The sequence below is a fragment of the Marinobacterium iners genome (assembly GCF_017310015.1).
GTDB lineage: Bacteria > Pseudomonadota > Gammaproteobacteria > Pseudomonadales > Balneatricaceae > Marinobacterium > Marinobacterium iners.
In genome coordinates, this window is record NZ_CP022297.1 from 1,677,087 (window position 1) to 1,694,261 (window position 17,175).

General features: G+C 56.9%; 13 protein-coding genes. 4 read left to right on the plus strand and 9 right to left on the minus strand.

From position 1 onward, the window contains the following. Nucleotides 1-8: 8 nt before the first annotated feature. The 3 genes from hmpA to CFI10_RS08065 form a co-directional block, all read right to left on the minus strand. A complete protein-coding gene (hmpA, locus tag CFI10_RS08055; RefSeq protein ID WP_206841172.1) occupies nt 9-1,193 on the minus strand; it encodes an NO-inducible flavohemoprotein in 1,185 nt (394 codons plus the stop codon). A gap of 84 nt (nt 1,194-1,277) precedes the next feature. Continuing rightward, nucleotides 1,278-4,208: a transporter substrate-binding domain-containing diguanylate cyclase gene (locus CFI10_RS08060; RefSeq protein WP_206841175.1), complete on the minus strand. Its 2,931-nt coding sequence runs from the start codon at nt 4,206-4,208 to the stop codon at nt 1,278-1,280. A 91-nt stretch (nt 4,209-4,299) separates the two neighbouring features. Then, entirely contained in the window at nt 4,300-5,490 is a 1,191-nt protein-coding gene (locus CFI10_RS08065) for an MFS transporter (RefSeq protein WP_206841177.1), read from the minus strand. Nucleotides 5,491-5,637: 147 nt separating this feature from the next. Here CFI10_RS08065 and CFI10_RS08070 point away from each other — a divergent pair, with 147 nt between their 5' ends. Then, nucleotides 5,638-6,516, plus strand: coding sequence for a DMT family transporter (locus CFI10_RS08070; protein WP_206841179.1), 879 nt, complete (start codon nt 5,638-5,640; stop codon nt 6,514-6,516). A 73-nt stretch (nt 6,517-6,589) separates the two neighbouring features. Here CFI10_RS08070 and leuA read toward each other — a convergent pair whose 3' ends face one another. Beyond that, the gene (leuA, locus tag CFI10_RS08075) at nt 6,590-8,302 is read right to left on the minus strand and encodes a 2-isopropylmalate synthase (RefSeq protein ID WP_425270436.1); all 1,713 of its coding nucleotides are present in this window, start codon (nt 8,300-8,302) and stop codon (nt 6,590-6,592) included. A gap of 210 nt (nt 8,303-8,512) precedes the next feature. Here leuA and CFI10_RS08080 point away from each other — a divergent pair, with 210 nt between their 5' ends. Continuing rightward, nucleotides 8,513-8,992, plus strand: a complete 480-nt coding sequence (locus tag CFI10_RS08080; RefSeq protein WP_206841181.1) for an Lrp/AsnC family transcriptional regulator — start codon at nt 8,513-8,515, stop codon at nt 8,990-8,992. 78 nt (nt 8,993-9,070) lie between these two features. Then, a complete protein-coding gene (locus CFI10_RS08085) occupies nt 9,071-11,575 on the plus strand; it encodes an APC family permease (RefSeq protein WP_206841183.1) in 2,505 nt (834 codons plus the stop codon). Between the two features lies 1 nt (nt 11,576). Here CFI10_RS08085 and CFI10_RS08090 read toward each other — a convergent pair whose 3' ends face one another. Both CFI10_RS08090 and CFI10_RS08095 read right to left on the minus strand, forming a co-directional pair. Continuing rightward, the gene (locus tag CFI10_RS08090; RefSeq protein ID WP_206841185.1) at nt 11,577-12,437 is read right to left on the minus strand and encodes a LysR substrate-binding domain-containing protein; all 861 of its coding nucleotides are present in this window, start codon (nt 12,435-12,437) and stop codon (nt 11,577-11,579) included. 393 nt (nt 12,438-12,830) lie between these two features. Next, a complete protein-coding gene (locus CFI10_RS08095) occupies nt 12,831-13,622 on the minus strand; it encodes an AraC family transcriptional regulator (protein WP_206841186.1) in 792 nt (263 codons plus the stop codon). A gap of 116 nt (nt 13,623-13,738) precedes the next feature. On the opposite strand from CFI10_RS08095, the gene CFI10_RS08100 reads away from it, so the two are divergent. Next, nucleotides 13,739-15,013 (plus strand): YbfB/YjiJ family MFS transporter, encoded by a 1,275-nt coding sequence (locus tag CFI10_RS08100; protein ID WP_206841188.1) that lies wholly within the window; start codon nt 13,739-13,741, stop codon nt 15,011-15,013. Here CFI10_RS08100 and wrbA read toward each other — a convergent pair. The 3 genes from wrbA to CFI10_RS08115 all read right to left on the minus strand — a co-directional run bounded on the left by wrbA (nt 14,993) and on the right by CFI10_RS08115 (nt 17,105). Continuing rightward, nucleotides 14,993-15,592 (minus strand): NAD(P)H:quinone oxidoreductase, encoded by a 600-nt coding sequence (gene wrbA / locus CFI10_RS08105; RefSeq protein ID WP_206841190.1) that lies wholly within the window; start codon nt 15,590-15,592, stop codon nt 14,993-14,995. The genes CFI10_RS08100 and wrbA overlap by 21 nt on opposite strands. Before the next feature lie 18 nt (nt 15,593-15,610). Then, nucleotides 15,611-16,594 (minus strand): glutathione S-transferase family protein, encoded by a 984-nt coding sequence (locus tag CFI10_RS08110; protein ID WP_206841192.1) that lies wholly within the window; start codon nt 16,592-16,594, stop codon nt 15,611-15,613. Nucleotides 16,595-16,658: 64 nt separating this feature from the next. Then, on the minus strand, nt 16,659-17,105 hold the full coding sequence (locus tag CFI10_RS08115; protein ID WP_206841193.1) for a DoxX family protein: 447 nt from the start codon (nt 17,103-17,105) through the stop codon (nt 16,659-16,661). Nucleotides 17,106-17,175 lie beyond the last annotated feature (70 nt).

A 17,175-nucleotide genomic window follows, 5' to 3' on the forward strand; every position in this document is an offset into this window, starting at 1 on the left:
ACACGTCTTCAAAGTGCCTTGTGCGGGCCAAAGCACTCATAATGAATGCGGCTGTCATCCACCCCCAAGGCTTTCAGCTGGCCGGCAATATACTGCATGAAGCCAAGCGGACCACAGAAGTAGAACTGCATGCGAGGGTCACTGATCGTGTCTTTCACGGCGTTCAAATCCAGCAGGCCTTCATGATCAAAGCGTGATTCGGCCTTGTCTGCCGCGTCTGGAATCCGATACCAGACCTGGCTGTTGAAATGCTCATGCTGCTTGCACAGCTGACTGACATGTTCTGCAAACGCGTGATGACTACCGTTTTCGGCCGCATGGAACCAGTTCACACTGGCTCTCTGCTTGGTCAGGCTCTCCAGCATGGCCAGCATTGGTGTCAGGCCAACACCAGCTGAGATCAGAGTCACTGGAGTGTCTGCCTGTGCCTGCAGGTAGAAGTCTCCGGCAGGCGGCACCAGCTCCACGCGGTCACCTGTTTGCATATGATCATGCAAGTAGTTGGACACCTTGCCTTCCGGCTCGCGCTTGACCGAGATGCGGTAACGGTCACTGGCGGGTGCAGCCGACAGGCTGTACTGGCGAATTTCCTGATAGTCAAACCCTTCAGGCTTCAAATAGATCCCCAGATACTGGCCGGGTTTGAATGGCATTACGGCACCGCCATCCACCGGTTTGAACACGAAGCTGGTGATCACATCACTTTCACGGCACTTTTCCACCAACTCAAACGCGCGCTTGCCACGCCAGCCACCGGCCTGCTGCTCACTTTCCTGGTAGATGGCTTCTTCACGGTCAATGAAAATGCCGGCCAGCACGCCGTAGGCTTCGGCCCAGGCATCAATCACGGCCTGTCCGGGGGAGAGCAGCTCATCGATGGTCGCCAGCAGGTGAGTCCCCACGATATCGTACTGTGCGGCCGTGATCTGGAAACTGGTATGTTTCTGCGCAATCTTTTCAACGGCCGGCAGCAGCGCCTCCAGGTTGTCGATGTTGGCCGCATAGGCATGGACCGCATTGAACAGCGCTTCGCGCTGGCGGCCGGACTGCTGATGCGTGAGGTTGAAAATGTCTTTCAACTCAGGGTTGTGACTGAACATGCGCTCGTAGAAATGAGCGGTCATAGCGGGGCCGGCTTCGGCGATCACGGGTGCCGTGGATTTAACGATCTCGATGGTGTTTTGGCTGAGCATGATGCTTCCTTATAAGTGTATAAATTTAACATCTTTATAAAGAGTATCTTGAAAGCATCTTTAATGCAAAGCGTTTAAGTCGGTCTAGAATTCATGGCAGACGCGGTCCCGGCCACTTTCCTTGGCGGCATAAAGTGCCGTATCAGCACGGATACTCATGCTTTTCTGACGATCACCGGGGCGCCAGACAGTGACTCCGATACTGGTAGTGCAGTGGCCAATCAGGGGAAAATTGTGTTCACGGATCGCACGACACAAGCTCTGGGCAAGTGTTTCGGCACTTTCCGCGTTCGTGTTGGGACAGATCACCATGAATTCTTCACCACCCCAGCGGGCAATGACATCATGTTCGCGGCAGTTGCCCCTGAGTATCGTAGCGAAGTCGGTCAGGGTGGCATCCCCGGCGGCATGACCGAAGTGATCGTTGATGCGTTTGAAATGGTCGATATCCAGCAGTAACACGGCAAAATCATACTGCCCGCCCTGTTCTGCGCGGGCGATCTCCTGGTCAAAAACCCGCTCTATATAGAGCCGGTTTTTCAATCGGGTCAGTCGGTCAGTGACTGACAGCTGCTCCAGCATACGGTTTTTCAGCTTCAGCTCTTCATGTGCATCCAGCAGTTGAAGGTTGTTTTCGCGGATGGTGTTGTTGAGCCGTGACAACTTGCGGTTCCAGAGCAGAATCAGTACAAGTGCAAAGGCTGTGGCAAGGGTGATCTGGCCAACCAGCGTGTAGTCGGTTCGCTCGGCATAGGTGGGTGCTGTCATCCAGCGGTTGCCGATCGATTCACGCTGATCGTCCGTGACCGACATCAAGGCCTTGTTCATAATCTGGTTGAGAGTTGCGTCTTCTGCGCGCATTGCAAATCGGGCGGTGTAGTTCGGCTCTATCTGGCCGGAGATCTTCAGATTGGCAAAGAAATTTTGTCCCAGCCCGCGGGCCATGGCTGGCAAGGTGTCTGCCACGGCAAAGATATCGCCTTCGTTCAAGGCATTCAGCGCTGTGGGCAGGTCCGGATAAGTATGCAACTGAAGTTCAGGGTAGGATTGCTGCAACCAGAGATGAGGGTCGTCATTCATGACGACGCCGATGGTTTTCTGCTCAAGCTGTTCGGCACTGCTGACAAACACCTCGTCGAGCCGGGTGGCGATCACCAATGAGGTGTTGAACAGAGGCTGGGTGAAACTAAGGCTTTGCTGCTTGGGCAACAAGGGTGATTTGGAGATCAGATCACAGTGCCCCTGTTGCAGCGCGCTGAGGGCGGTAGCATAGTTGTCTACCGGCACCAGGCGGAAACTAAGACCCGAATGGTTGCGGATTTTTTCCAGCATGTCGGCAAAGGCGCCTACATGGCGGCCGTCTTCGGTGATCTGTTCATATGGCATTCGGTGGCGTTGGACGCAAATACGCAGTGCTGCTCTGGATTCGAGCCAAGCTAGCTCCTGGCCAGTCAGGTGAACATAGTGGGTTGGGTTGTTGGTGCGCGCAATCCACTCTTGCTGCAGTTCCCGCTTTTCTTTTTCGGTCAGGCTGTTCATCGCTTTCTGGAGAATATCGCGCAGCAGCGGCAGGTCTTTGCGCACAGCTAAATGCAGTGACAGCGGTTCGCCACCCTTGATGTTCAGGGTGCTGAGGGTTTTCAGGTTGGGAACACCATACTTCTGACTCAGATGATCGGCGACACTCATCAGCTCAATGGTGGCATCTGCCTGGCCTGTGCTGACCATCATCAGTGACTCAAGGCTGTCTGATGACGCAACCAGGTTGACTCCGGGCACACGGCTGAACTGCTCGTACAGAAAGAAACCGTCGGGCAATACCAGTGACTTGCCTTTCAGCTCTTCCAGGGTGTTGATGGGCTGACTGTCACTGTGCTGATACAACGCCTGCGCAAGTCGCAGGTAAGGAGTTGTAAAATGCATGTACTGCTCACGTTCGGGTGAGCGTACGATATTGGTCATGACGTCCAGTTCGCCGCTGCGAATCATCTGCAGGTAGTCGTCCCAGCGCTTGCCGCTGACGAACTCCACCTGCAGGCCTGCCCGCTCGGCCAGAAGTCGAACCAGGTCAACCGAGTGCCCGCGGGGCTTGCCGTCTTCGTAAAAGCTGTAGGGTTCAAAGTTTTCTTCGTTATGAACCCGGATTGCTGGCATTTGCTTGACGAACTCGCGCTCTTCAGGTGTCAGTGCAACGGTGCGGGCATTTCGAATAAAGCCAAGGGATTCACTGCCAACCCAGAGGTCAATCAGCTTATCCCATTCGCTGTCAGTGATTGCGTCCATTCCTTTCTGCAGCAGTGAGCGGATCTCCGGCCTGTCGACGCGGACTCCAAAGCGTAGGTCTTCGCGGCCCACGTTGCGCAACTGGAATTCGCCCGCCACCTTGATGTTGGTATAGGCGTTACGTGAGGCATAGTGGTAGCCGCTGGTCAGGTTCTGGATTGCCGCATCCACCTCGCCAAAGGCCAGCGCTCGTACAAGGCGCTCGTAATCATCAAATTCGATCACTTCAATATCGTTGTGGGAGCGAAGCTCAGGCAGGTAAAAGATATTCTGCAGTACGCCAACACGCTTGCCGGACAGGTCGGCAAGGCTTTTGTATTCGCCAAAGTGTTTTTGAGTGAACACAACGGTGGGAATTTCAAAGTAGGGCGTGGTGTAGAGGGTGTAGGGGGTGCGCTCGGGTTTGAATGAGATATCGGCAATGACATCGATCTGCTGTTCGCGCAGCATGCGCAGGTTGTTGGACCACTCGCCGGTATGCACGTCGATGCGCATACCGGTTTTCTGTTCCAGCAGCTTAGTCAGGTCAGCGACAAACCCCTTGTGTTGGCCATCCTCAATAAAGGAAAACGGCACAAAGTCATACATGGCGGCCAGTGTAATGGGCTCGCCGCTGTCAATAAGCGCTTGTTCATGCTGGTCCAGCGTCAGATTGTCAGCCCGTGCTGTTGATGCAATAAGCAGTGCCAGTAGAAACAGACTTGCCAGGCAGGCTGAAAGTATACGCGTCACTGTTTCTATCCCTGTCAGTTCGTATCAGATATTGATCAAGTTGACATGATCAGTCGACCTGAGGCAAGCATCGTTGCACTGAACGGATCAATTATTGCGTAGGTTCTGGCTGTGACTGACGCAGTCGAGCCAGACTCCAAAGGCCCAAAATTGGTCCGGGGAGCAGCAGCCAGGGCAGCCAGTGTACCGGGATCATGACCAGCAGTTGGCTGAGCAGTGCCACTGACAGTACCGAGAGTGTATAGCCCATGCAGTTCATCAGCGTCAGGGCGCTGCCGATAACCTCTGCCGGTGCATTCTGGGCGGATAGCGTCGATAGTTGAGGTGAGTCTGCGGATACGCTCAGGCCCCAGAGCAGCCAGAACGCAAACACCAGCAGGAACGGCATTGCGAACATCAGCGGCGAAAGCAGGCAGCAGAATCCTGACAGCATCAGCATGCCGCGGGCGACCGGGCCACTGCCCAAGCTGACAGACAGCTTGCCGCCAATAATGCAGCCGATACTGCCGGCACCCAGCACCAAAAAGCTGAGCAGGCCGATATTGAGATCGGTCTCATGCTCCCGGCTCCAGGCCAGCAGCCAGATTGGAGCAAAGGCCCAAACCGCATACAGCTCCCACATGTGGCCAAAATAGCCGCCGGCGGCAAGCCGCAGCGGACGATGGCGCAGGGCAAGACTCAGTGCATGCCAGCGCAATGGTGCGCCGCGATACAGTGCAGGGCCATCAGGTACCCCCAGCAAAATCATCAGCGCGGCGATACCGGAAGCAGCACCGGAAGCCAGAATAACCAGCTGCCAGTGATCGCCCAATACACCGGACAGCAGGTGCGGTGACGCACTGCCCAACACCAGTGCGCCGACAAGATAGCCGAGTGCACGCCCCAGTCCTTGTGGATACCAGCTGGCTGCCAGTTTCATGCCCACCGGATAGATTCCGGCCAGCATCACGCCGCTGAGAAAACGCAACAACAATAGCTGGTCATAGCTATGGGTATGACAGCCCAGCAGGTAACCGATCAGGGCACTGCTGCCGGCACAAAGTGAAAACAGAATGCGCGGCGAGATGCGATCAGCCAGTGCGATCACGGCAAACAATAATGCACCGCTGATGAAACCCAGCTGTACCGAGTTAGTCAGGCTGGAGACCGCGCTGTCGGGCAAGCCCCAGTCCTTCTGCAGCGCCGGCATGATGGCGTTGCCGGCCAACCAGTTTACGGTACCCAGAAATTGCGCCAGTACCAGCAGCGGCAAAATGCGTGCAGGCCTTTGTATCTCGCTCATTGTGTAATATCCGTTATTTTTATGGCTTTTACTTTACCGGTGCCGTCGGTTGCTGGAAAGAGGCTGCCACCGAGCTGGTACCAAAGTAGCGGGACATTCACTAGAATGCGTCTCCCTGTCTCTTCTGTCACATATAGGTGATGCCCCATGGGGCTTTGGATACCCTTTACCATTCTGGCCGCGTTTATGCAGGCCTGGCGCAACGCCTTTCAGAACCGCCTGAGCAAAGATGTAAGTACCGCTGGGGTTACGCTGGCACGTTTCATCTGGGCCAGCCCCTTGGCCGGGTTTTATCTCTGGCTGCTGTATCGCTGGGAAACGGCGCCCATGCCCGCGTTCACTGGATCATTCATACTGCTGATCGTACTGGCCTCCATTGCTCAGATCATTGCTACAGCCTTGATGGTGGTACTGTTTCGCAAGCGCAATTACGCCATCGGAGTCGGACTGGCCAAAAGCGAGGCCGTGATTGCAGCGGTACTGGGAGCGCTGTTTTTTGCCGCGCCGCTGTCACCGCTGGCCTGGGCCGGTGTACTGATCGGCGCGCTGGCATTCTGGCTAATGACCAATCCCGGTGCCCTTCGAGATGTGTCATTTGGCACCCTGCTAACCGGGCTTGGCAGTGGGCTGGCATTTGCGTTGACCACTCTTTGGGTGCGTGAAGCCAGCCTGTTGCTGGGACTGCCGTTTCTGTACAGCGCAGCCTGGGTGCTGCTCTGTGTAATCGCCACACAAACGCTTATGCTGCTGGCGTGGCTGCTGTTGCGTGAGCCGTATACGCTGATCGTGCTGTGGCAGCGGCCAAAGCTGGTGTTTGCAATTTCGCTGTTCAGCTGTATCGGTTCGTTGGGCTGGTTTACGGCCATGAGCCTTGAAACCGTGGCGCTGGTCAAAACGCTGGGGCAGATTGAGGTGCTGTTTACCTTGATGATTTCGGCGCGCTGGTTCCGGGAGAAACTCAATGGTCGTGATCTGGCGGGGCTGGGGCTGATCGTAGTCGGTGCCCTCTGCGTGATGCTGGCTTGATCGATCCTGCTGTGAGCAGATATTCGTCAGTATGCAAGGGGAGGGGGCACCGATTGACGATGCCCCCTGAAAATCATGCCTGTTGAGTCTGCTTAGCGGTGGCAATCCGAGTTGCTTGACCACAGCGGTTCAGGCCGGATACCACTGCCTTGAGTGAGGCGCTGACAGTATCGGCATCCACGGCCATGCCACAGACGCGCTGGCCCTCCACGTTCAGCTGGACATAGGCGGCGGCTGCAACGTCCGAACCTTCACCCATGGCGTGCTCGGCGTAGTCGACCACATGGATACTGAGCCCGGTGCGGGTCTGCCAGGCACTGATGAAGGCCGCCATGGCCCCCTTGCCCTTGCCCTCGATGCACACCTGTTCGCCGTCGACGCTGATGTCGGCCGCCAGGGTTTCGGCATCTCCACTACGCTCGATGCGGTAGCCGTCCAGACTCACCGGTACCTTGTCCTGTACGAAGTGCTGGACAAGCAGGTCATGGATCACCTGACTGTCCAGCTCACCGCCTTGCTCCTCGGTTTTTTTCTGTACGATCGGGGCCAACTCCAGCTGCAGCCAGCGCGGGATGCTGATGCCGAAATCGCGCTCCAGCAGGAAGGTCATGCCGCCCTTGCCGGACTGGCTGTTGACGCGAATCACCGCCTGATAGCCACGGCCCAGATCCGCCGGGTCGATCGGCAGATAGGCGACCTGCCAGGGCTCGTCATCCTGCTGCTGCTTGAGTGACTTGCGGATCGCATCCTGGTGGCTGCCGGAAAACGCCGTGTAGACCAGCTCACCGATCCAGGGGTGGCGCGGGTGAATCGGCAGGCCGGTGCATTCGGTGCAGACCTGAATGATCTCGTCCGGGTTGGACAGATCAAGCTGCGGGTCCACACCTTGGCTGTACAGGTTCAACGCCAGCGTGACGATATCCATGTTGCCGGTACGCTCACCGTTGCCAAGCAAAGTCCCTTCCACCCGGTCGGCACCAGCCATCAGGGCCAGCTCAGCGGACGCCACGGCACCGCCACGGTCGTTGTGGGTGTGCACCGAGATGATGGCGCTGTCGCGGCGGCTCAAATGCTGGCAGAAATACTCCACCTGATCGGCAAAGTGGTTCGGCGGACCAACTTCGACGGTTGTCGGGAGGTTGAGAATGCAGCGCTTCTGTGGCGTTGGCTGCCATTCGTCCATCACCGCTTCACAGACATCAACGGCATAATCCACTTCTGTGCTGGTGAAGCTCTCCGGTGAATACTGGAAGGTCCAATCCGTCTCCGGGTATTTAGAGGCATACTCTTTTACCCAGCGCGCACCGCGCACGGCGATCTGCTTGATCTCGTCCTGGCTCATGCCGAAGACACGCTCACGCTGGATGCGAGATGTAGAGTTGTAGACATGCACCACCGCCTGCTTCACACCCTTGAGTGCCTCGTAGGTGCGAGCAATCAACTCTTCACGCGCCTGCACCAATACCTGTACGCGCACGTCATCAGGGATCTGGTTTTCCTCGATCAACCAGCGGGTAAAGTCGTAATCCGGCTGACTGGCGGACGGAAAGCCGATCTCAATCTCCTTGATGCCGAGCTTGACCAGCAAATGCCACAGGCGTTGCTTCTGGGCCACGTTCATCGGCTCCAGCAGGGCCTGGTTGCCATCGCGCAGGTCGACACTGGCCCAGATTGGGGCTTCGGTCACCTGACGGTCGGGCCAGGTACGGGTAAAGCCGGTGACGGGTTCAACCGGCTGATATTTGCGATGGTTAAAGTTGGCACTTGCCATGGTTTTGCTCTCCATTGGTTGTGGGGTGGGCCGCTGCATTAGACATTCCGGGTAGGACTGTCATCGCCGTCAGGGCTCGGGTAGAACCCGTTGGCGCCTGCGCGGACCGAAACTGAATATGGGACACATGATAGGGGATTTATGATGTCAGGCGATTGCTAAATTGCGCTATTTTGGTCTATTTTTGGCAATATAAATCTCAAATTTATTTTATAGAGCAATTTTATGTCGATACATGAAGAGAGGGCGACACTGGATCGCTATGATCATGCCATTTTGCGAATTTTGCAGCAGGAAGGCCGCATCAGTAATCAGGAGCTGGCCGACCGTATCGGTCTGTCGCCGTCACCCTGCCTGCGGCGGGTGCGGGCGCTGGAAGAGAATGGTCTGATTCGTGGCTATCGGGCATTGGTTGATGCCAAAAAACTGGGGCTGAACCTCACCGTAATCCTGCATATTTCCATGGATCGGCACACGCCAGAGCGGTTCGAGAACTTTGAGCGCAGGATCGCCGAACTGCCGCAGGTGTTGGAGTGCCTGATCATCACCGGCCAGGATGCCGACTATCAGCTTCGGGTGCTGGTGGAGGACATGGACGCCTACCATGACCTTCTGCTTCACCACATTACACGTATTGAGGGGGTTACGGGGGTGCACTCCAGTTTCGTGTTGCGCAAGGTACTGGAGCGTGGCGTTGCCTGTTGATACGGGGATGCTGTTAAGTCGCCGTCTGTCCCGTTATGCTGATGTCTTACATGGGCGCCATCCGACAGGAGTCTGACGATGCGAACCACCGAGTCACGTTCCGCGACAGAGACGGGCGGGCGCATGGGCACCTTTGCAGGCGTCTTCACCCCCAGCATCCTCACCATTCTCGGCATTATTCTGTTCCTCCGCCTTGGCTATGTAGTCGGGGCGGCGGGGCTTGGACTGATGCTGCTGATTCTGCTGGCAGCGAATCTGATCTCGGTGCTGACCAGCCTGTCGCTGTCGGCGGTGGCTACCAATCTGCACGTCAAGAAGGGTGGCGACTACTACCTGATCTCGCGCACGCTGGGACAGGAGTTTGGCGGGGCGATCGGACTGGTGCTGTTTCTGGCTCAAGCGGTTTCGGTGGGGTTCTACTGTATCGGGTTTGCCGAGGCAGTGGTCGGGATGATCCCGGGCGCGCCGGGCTGGAGTGTTCAGCTGATTGCTGCACTGGCGGCACTGCTGCTGTTCGGCTTTGCCTGGAAAGGCGCCGACTGGGCCACTCGGTTGCAGTTCGGCATTATGGTGATCCTGGCTCTGGCATTGGTATCCTTCTTCATAGGAGGCGTAGAGCGTTTCGATGCCGAACAGCTGTCGGCCAACTGGTCAGCACCGGGTGAGGTTGATTTCTGGCTGCTCTTCGCAATCTTCTTCCCGGCTGTTACCGGCTTTACGCAAGGGGTCAGCATGTCGGGTGAACTGCGTGATCCCGGGCGCAGCATTCCCAATGGCACTTTGAGTGCTGTGGCACTGTCGATACTGGTCTATCTCTTGGCGGCCTTTCTCTTTGCCGGAGCGTTGCCGGCAGAGGTGCTGAGCCAGGACTATGCCGCCATGCAGCAAGTGGCGGTGTTTGCGCCCTTGATTCTGGCCGGTGTGCTGGCGGCAACGCTCTCGTCAGCCATGGCCTCGTTCATGGGAGCGCCACGCATTCTGCAGTCGGTGTCGCAGGACCGTTTGTTCCCGCTGCTCAACCCTTTTTCCAAGGGCAGTGGTGCCAGTGACAATCCACGCCGCGCGTTATTGCTGTCGGGCGTGGTTGCGTTGATGACCATCGGCTTGGGTGAACTTGACCTCATTGCACCTGTGGTGTCGATGTTCTTTCTTATCTCCTATGGCTTGATCAACTACGCGACCTGGTTTGAAGCACAATCCGCGAGCCCATCGTTCCGTCCCCGTTTTCGTTTCTATCATCCCTTGCTCAGTCTGGCGGGGGCGCTGGCCTGTCTTGTGGCCATGCTGGCAATTGACCTGCTGGCCGGAATGGTGGCATTGGGTATCATGGCGCTGATCTATCGCTATCTTCAGCTGAAAGCGCCCCTGCCACGCTGGGCGGACGGACGGCGTTCGTATCACACCCGGCAGATACGTCAGCATCTGCTTGCGATTCGCAATGGCCCTGACAGTCCACGTGACTGGCGCCCGAATATTCTGCTGTTTTCTGACAGCAGTCATCGCCGCTTGCCACTGTTGAAACTGGCGGCAGGGCTGGAAGGTGGCAGTGGTTTCGTCACTGCCGTGAAAATGCTGGAGGGTGAAGGACTCCGGTTGCGCCGCCAGCGTGATGAGGTAGAAAAAGTGCTGGCTGACGATATCCAGCGTGCAAGGGTCGATGCCTGGCCGCTGGCGCTGACAGTGAATACATTCGATGCGGGGCTGCGGACCTTGCTGCAAGGCTTTGGTCTCGGCAGCCTCAGAGCCAACCTGATACTGCTTAACTGGCTGGAACATGATCCTCGCACGTTATCAGCTGAGGCCACACATATTTTTGCCCGTCACCTCTGGACCGCTTTCCATGAGGGCTGCAGCCTGCTGGTGTTTGATGGTGATGAAAATCGCTGGGCTCAACTGGAACAGATCCCGCCGGATCAGCGCCGCATCGATATATGGTGGTGGGGCGATGCGTCCAGTCACCTGATGCTGTTACTGGGCCATCTCATGTTGCGCACGCCCGAATGGGAAGGTGCCAGCCTGCGGATTCTGATCGCCCGCAGCGATGAGGACGACCCAACCGCGACACCGGATGATGTGCGCCACTACCTGGAGCAGAGTCGCATTGATGCGCGGGCTGTACTGATTGATCATACCGACCCCGGCGCACGGGAGCGCTATTCGCTGGATGCATCTCTGGTGTTTCTGCCGTTCAGGCTGCAGCGCAACGAACCGGTTGACCGTTACGGGCAGCCCCTTAATGTCGCGCTTGAACCCCTGCCGCTCAGTGTGGCGGTACTGGCCGCCGAGGATATTGATCTGGATGCCGAACCGGAAGAGGGGGAAGCGGCCGAGCGGGCTCGTGCTCTGGACGTCCTGAATGATGCGCGTCGCTTGGCCGAATTAACTGCCGGCGATCTGGAGCAGATGGAGGCCGATTTGGCTGCTGCTGAAGTCGATACCACTCTGGATCAGGCTGAGTGGGCGCAACGGCAAAACGATCTGGAACAGGCTCGGCGCCGGGCGCTCAAGGCTCGTGCCCGAGTTGAGACAGCTCACCAACTCGCAGTACAGGCGGGGGTGCCAGAAGAGATGTTGAAGGTCTGATTTACCAGGCTTGTAGCCGCTCATGGCGGATCAGCTGTGCCAGCTGCTCGCAGCCGGGTACTTTGCTGCGATAGCGAAGCTCGATGTAGACCGGGGGCAATTCCGGCAGGCCAAGCTGCGAACCAATGCTCTCCATCCCTTCTGCAAGCGCGCCCTGAGTCCTGACCGTCACACCCAGTCCGGCCCGCACCGCTGCCATCAGGCTGGTAAAGCTGGTGGTTGAATACACGGTACGCCAGCTGATATTGGTGGCATCCAGCGCCTGCAAAGTCGCCTCACGGAACAGACAGGGCACATTCAACAGCACCAGTGGCAGAGGGCGGTTTTTCGACCACTGATAGCCTGCCGGCCCAATCCAGATGAGTTGTTCGTAGCCCAACAGCTCACCGCGCACCTGACTGCGATCACGGCGGAGAATCAGGGCCAGGTCGTACTGTTCGTCGTCGTAGTCCTCACAGACGCTGTTGCTGTAGTCGGTCTGCACATTCAGGCGAATGCCGGGGTTGTGTTGCTTGAAGCGGGCCAGAATGGAGGGCAGCATGCTTTCGGTCAGCGACAGAGACACTCCTATACGCAGCTCGCCTTCTGCACTTTGCTCGGTGATGGCGGCCAGTGCGTCTTCCTGCAGCGCAAGCAACTGGCGCGCATAGCCCAGCATGGTCTCGCCGGTTGAGGTCAGCACGCGCTTGCGCCCCTCGGTACGGAAGAGCGCCACATCCAGTTCCTGCTCCAGACGGCGAACCTGCTGGCTGACGGTGGACTGGGTTTTGTGCAGGCGTTCGGCAGCGCGGATAAAACCATCTTCATCGACCACTGTGACAAATGTGCGCAGCAGCTCGGTACTCAAGTTAGGCTGGGGCATGGTCTATCCATTATGAATAACGATCAATACGATCTAAATTAATCGTTATTCATAATACAAGGGCGGGCCTAAGCTGTCATCAAGGATCACAGGGAGGCTTTGATGATGGTTGCCGCTACAGATTCGCAAACACGCAAGGTTCGCCGCTGTCACAATGGCAGTATTGATATGTCATTCTACCTGCCACGAGGCCGTCGACTTCGCGCTGTTGCGTGCATGCGACTGCTTAAAAGCTGTGTACTGGGGGTGACAGGCATCTTTAAAGCAGTAAGCCGCACAGTGCCAGCCCCGCCTGACCGCTGGCGAGCACCTGCAGAAACAGTTAAAGCACCACCGGGTCGGTATAGCTCTTCTCGTTGATGTATGTGTGACAGTGTGGGGTGCTAAGTTCCGTTAACTTGGCTGCTTTTGGGTACGGTAACGGTTGGGGCTGACGCCCAAGTGTTCTCGAAACATCAGGATGAAAGGGGCTGGAGCACTGTACCCCAGCTCCAGCGCAATCCGGGTGACGCTCATCTCCGTGCCCAGCATCTCTATGGCTTTCATCAGGCGCAGACGAGCATACCAGCCTTGCAGAGTGAGTCCTGTTTCACGACGGAAGTGCCGCTCCAGTGTGCGGGTCGACATCGCCATTTCGGCTGCAATCTGATTCAGACCGGGTCGTTTTCCAGGGCGTGCATAGAGCCGAGTGCAGAGTTTGGCCAGTCGGGTATCGGCGGGCCAGGGCAGGGTGTGCCCGCGTTGTGGCAGACGTCCCAGGGTTTGCAGCATCAACTGGATTAAATTGTGCTCATAGCCGTGCAGTGGGTATTCCACCTCAAAGTTGGCCGCAGCCAGCATCAGTTCACGCATCAGCGGGGAAACCTCAAGTACCAGAGGTATCGCTGTGTCGAGTGCGTTAAATCCTGTTTCGATATAGAGGCTTTTCAGCTCGGCACCGAATTCGGTATAGGTACTGTGCTCGACCCCTGCCGGCAGCCATACGGCTGTGCCCGACGGAACGAAAAGGCGCTGGCCTTCAAGGTTTGTCACCAAAGTACCTGAGGTGGCGTAGAGCAGTTGGTGCCAGTCGTGTGTATGTGGCGGGAACAGGTGTTGAGGCGGCATCAGCTGCTGGCGAACATAGACCTGGCGTGGCAGTGAGTGCATCTCGGGTGGCGAGAGTTGTGTGATTGTATTATTCATCGCTCAGGCCTGTATTCATGGTTGTCGAGTTTCATATGTAATCTGTCATTTTATATGAAGAATAGACTATCTCTGTCCTCTAATCTGATGAACATCAGAAAACAGGAGGGTGGAGAATGCTGACCGAGAAGGTAAAGGTCCTGATTGCCAGCGTGATGGCTGTGGTCATCACGGTAGGGATAGCACGTTTTGCCTATACCCCGATGATTCCGGAAATGATGTCAGGTGCCGGGCTGAACAATGCTCTGGCCGGTATGCTGGCCACGGCCAATTATGCGGGCTACTTCAGTGGTGCCTTGTTGATCTCGTTTATCCGCTCGTCGGGCCTGAAAATATGGCTGTACAAGGCCGGCTTGTTGGGCGCGGTTCTGACCACTGGCCTGATGGGGTGCACAAGCCAGGAGTGGCTCTGGTATCTGCTGCGTTTTCTGTCGGGGTTGAGCAGTTCTGCTGGCGTACTGATCGGTGCTGGCCTGTTGATGAGCTGGCTTCTGCGACAGGGGCATAAGCCCGAACTGGGTATTTTCTTTTCGGGGCTGGGAATCGGTATTGTCATGACGGCACTGCTGGCGGAGATGATTCGACTCCGCTTCAGCTGGGACCAGCAATGGATGATCTACGGGTTTTCCGCCCTGATCCTGCTGTTGCCGGTTTGGTGGTGGAGCCCGGACTACCGCCGCTGCCTGCCCGCCAGTGCAGCCGCGCCAACTTACGAAGCACGAAGGATCAGTCCATTCATGTTGCTGCTTCAGTTGGCCTATTTCTGTGCCGGTGTGGGCTATGTGGTGACGGCGACGTTTCTGGTCGCCATTGCGGAAGCTTCGCCCCTGCTGGAAGGCCGTGGTTGGCTGATCTGGCTGGTGACCGGCATTGCGGCGGCGCCTGCGTGCTGGCTGTGGGATTTGCTGGTGCGCAGGCAGGGAGACTGGCTGGCACTGCTGCTGGCTTACCTGCTCAATGCGGCCAGTGTGCTGTTGTTGCTGATGACAACCGGGCTGGCAGGTGTCATGTTGAGTGCGATCATCTACGGCGTCAGCTTTATCGGTATTGTCAGTATGACGCTGGCAATGGTGGGGCGGCTCTACCCGGAGAATCCCTCGCGGCCGATGGGACGGCTCACCTACGGCTACGGCATCGCGCAGATGCTGGCGCCCATGATAGTCGGTTATCTGGCGCAGTCGGAAGGCAGCTACAAGAGTGGGTTGCTCATCACGCTGGTGGTGATTATTGTCGGTGCAGTGTTGTTGGCAGGGGCCTGGTTTGTGCAACAGCAAGGCATGGAGTCTGACGATACGGCACAGTCGTCCGTAGATGTGTTGGACTATGAGGGACGATGCGGGCGCCCTGTGGCAACCCGCAGAGATTCAGCTTCAGGCACTGAGTTTAGCTGAGATTCGGGCAACGTGTGCGCCCTGAAAGTGGGCCATGGTCAACTCTTGCTCTGAAGGTGTGCGTGAGCCGTCGGCACCCGCAATGGTGGCAGCCCCCAGCGGTGAACCGCCATGTACGGAACTGATATCAGTCATCTCCGGCAGCGCATAGGGCAGCCCTACCACGACCATGCCGTGATGGAACAGGGTAGTGTGGAATGACTGGATGGTGGTTTCGTTGCCGCCACCGGTGCCGGTACTGGTGAAAACACTGCCCACCTTGCCGACCAGCGCTCCCTTTGCCCACAGCCCACCGGTCTGGTCTAGGAAGTTGCGCATCTGGCTGGCCATGTTACCGAAGCGGGTCGGCGTGCCGAAGATGATGGCATCATATTGGTCCAGCTCCTTGGGATCGGCGATGGGGGCCGCCTGATCCAGCTTAACGCCGGCGTTGCGGGCAACCTCTTCCGGCATCAGTTCAGGAACGCGCTTGATGACCACCTCGGTATCCTCAACTGACTGGGCGCCTTCTGCAATGGCCCGGGCCAGGGTTTCAATGTGGCCATAGGATGAATAGTAAAGTACAAGAATTTTGCTCATGATTGCATCTCCTGAGTTTTATTGACTGACAGCTTCACGCTGATGTGGCTGGTTAAGATCCAGAGTCGGGCCGACAGGCACCACACCGGTCGGATTGATGGTGTGATGGCTGCGGTAATAGTGGTGCTTGATGTGTTGCATGTTGACCGTCTCGCTCACACCGGGCCATTGATAAAGCTCACGTACGTATCCCCAGAGGTTAGGGTAGTCGACGATCCGTTTCAGGTTGCACTTGAAGTGACCGTGGTAGACGGCATCAAATCGAATCAAGGTCGTGAACAGACGCCAGTCTGCCTCGGTGATCTGGTCGCCCAGTAGATAGCGATGGGAGCCAAGCCGGGTATCCAGTGCGTCCAGGGCTTCAAACAGGGGGTGAACAGCCTGTTCGTAGGCTTCCTGAGTGGTTGCGAACCCTGCCTTGTATACACCGTTGTTGATGCGGTCGTAAATCTCACTGTTCAGCGTGTCGATCTCACTGCGCAGCAGTTGAGGGTAGTAATCCCCTGGGGCGGCACCAATCTCATCAAAGGCGGAGTTCAGGATGCGGATGATCTCCGCTGACTCGTTGTTGACGATGGTCTGACGCTGTTTGTCCCAGAGTACCGGAACAGTGACGCGGCCGGAGTAGTTCGGATCGGCTTTCAGATAGAGCTGGTAGAGGTAATCCAACCCATACAACTCATCACCGGTTGCCCCCGGTTCTGCTGCAAAGGTCCAGCCGTGGTCACCCATGTAGCTGTTGACCACCGATACCGAAATCATCTCTTCCAGGCCCTTCAGGTGGCGGAAAATCAATGTCCGGTGCGCCCAGGGACAGGCCAGCGATACGTAAAGGTGGTAACGCCCGGGCTCTGCCTGAAAACCGCCTTCGCCGCTGGGGCCAGGCTGGCCGTCGGCAGTAATCCAGTTACGGAACTGTGACTCCGATCGCATGAAGCGACCCTGATTGGATTCGGTGTCATACCACTGGTCAACCCAGCGGCCATCAAGCAGTAAGCCCATGATAATCTCCTGATTGTCAGTGAGGTCGGTTAATTGAATGTCCTGGCTAGATCGACTTCAGAGCCTAGCTCTGACGCTGATGAAGCATCCGGTCCAGAGACAGGTTGCCCCCGCCGCTGATCAGCAGGGAAACGGACATGGCCAGCAGAGACAGAGCAAACTCGTAACCGTTGTTTGAGACGAACAGTCCGTGACCAATATGTACGGCGAAAATGGCGACCAGCATGGCAAAGGCCAAAGCTGCTGCTGCCGGGCGTACCAGCAAACCAATTAGAATCGCCAGACCACCGAAGAATTCCGCACTACCCGCCATCAGTGCCATCAGATACCCTGGCTCAAGTCCAATGGACGCCATCCACTGACCTGTGCCTTCAAGACCGTAACCACCGAAAGCGCCGAACAGTTTCTGTGCGCCGTGTGCCATGAAAATAATGCCTGCCGGGACACGCAGTGCCAGGGGAGCAAAACTGTCGGATGTATTCAGCAGGCGGGTGATCAGTGAGGCGTTCATCGTGTTTCTCCACGTGTTTGATAGGTTGAGTTAACTATAGTTGTCATGCGATTGATTAAAAATGACTAAA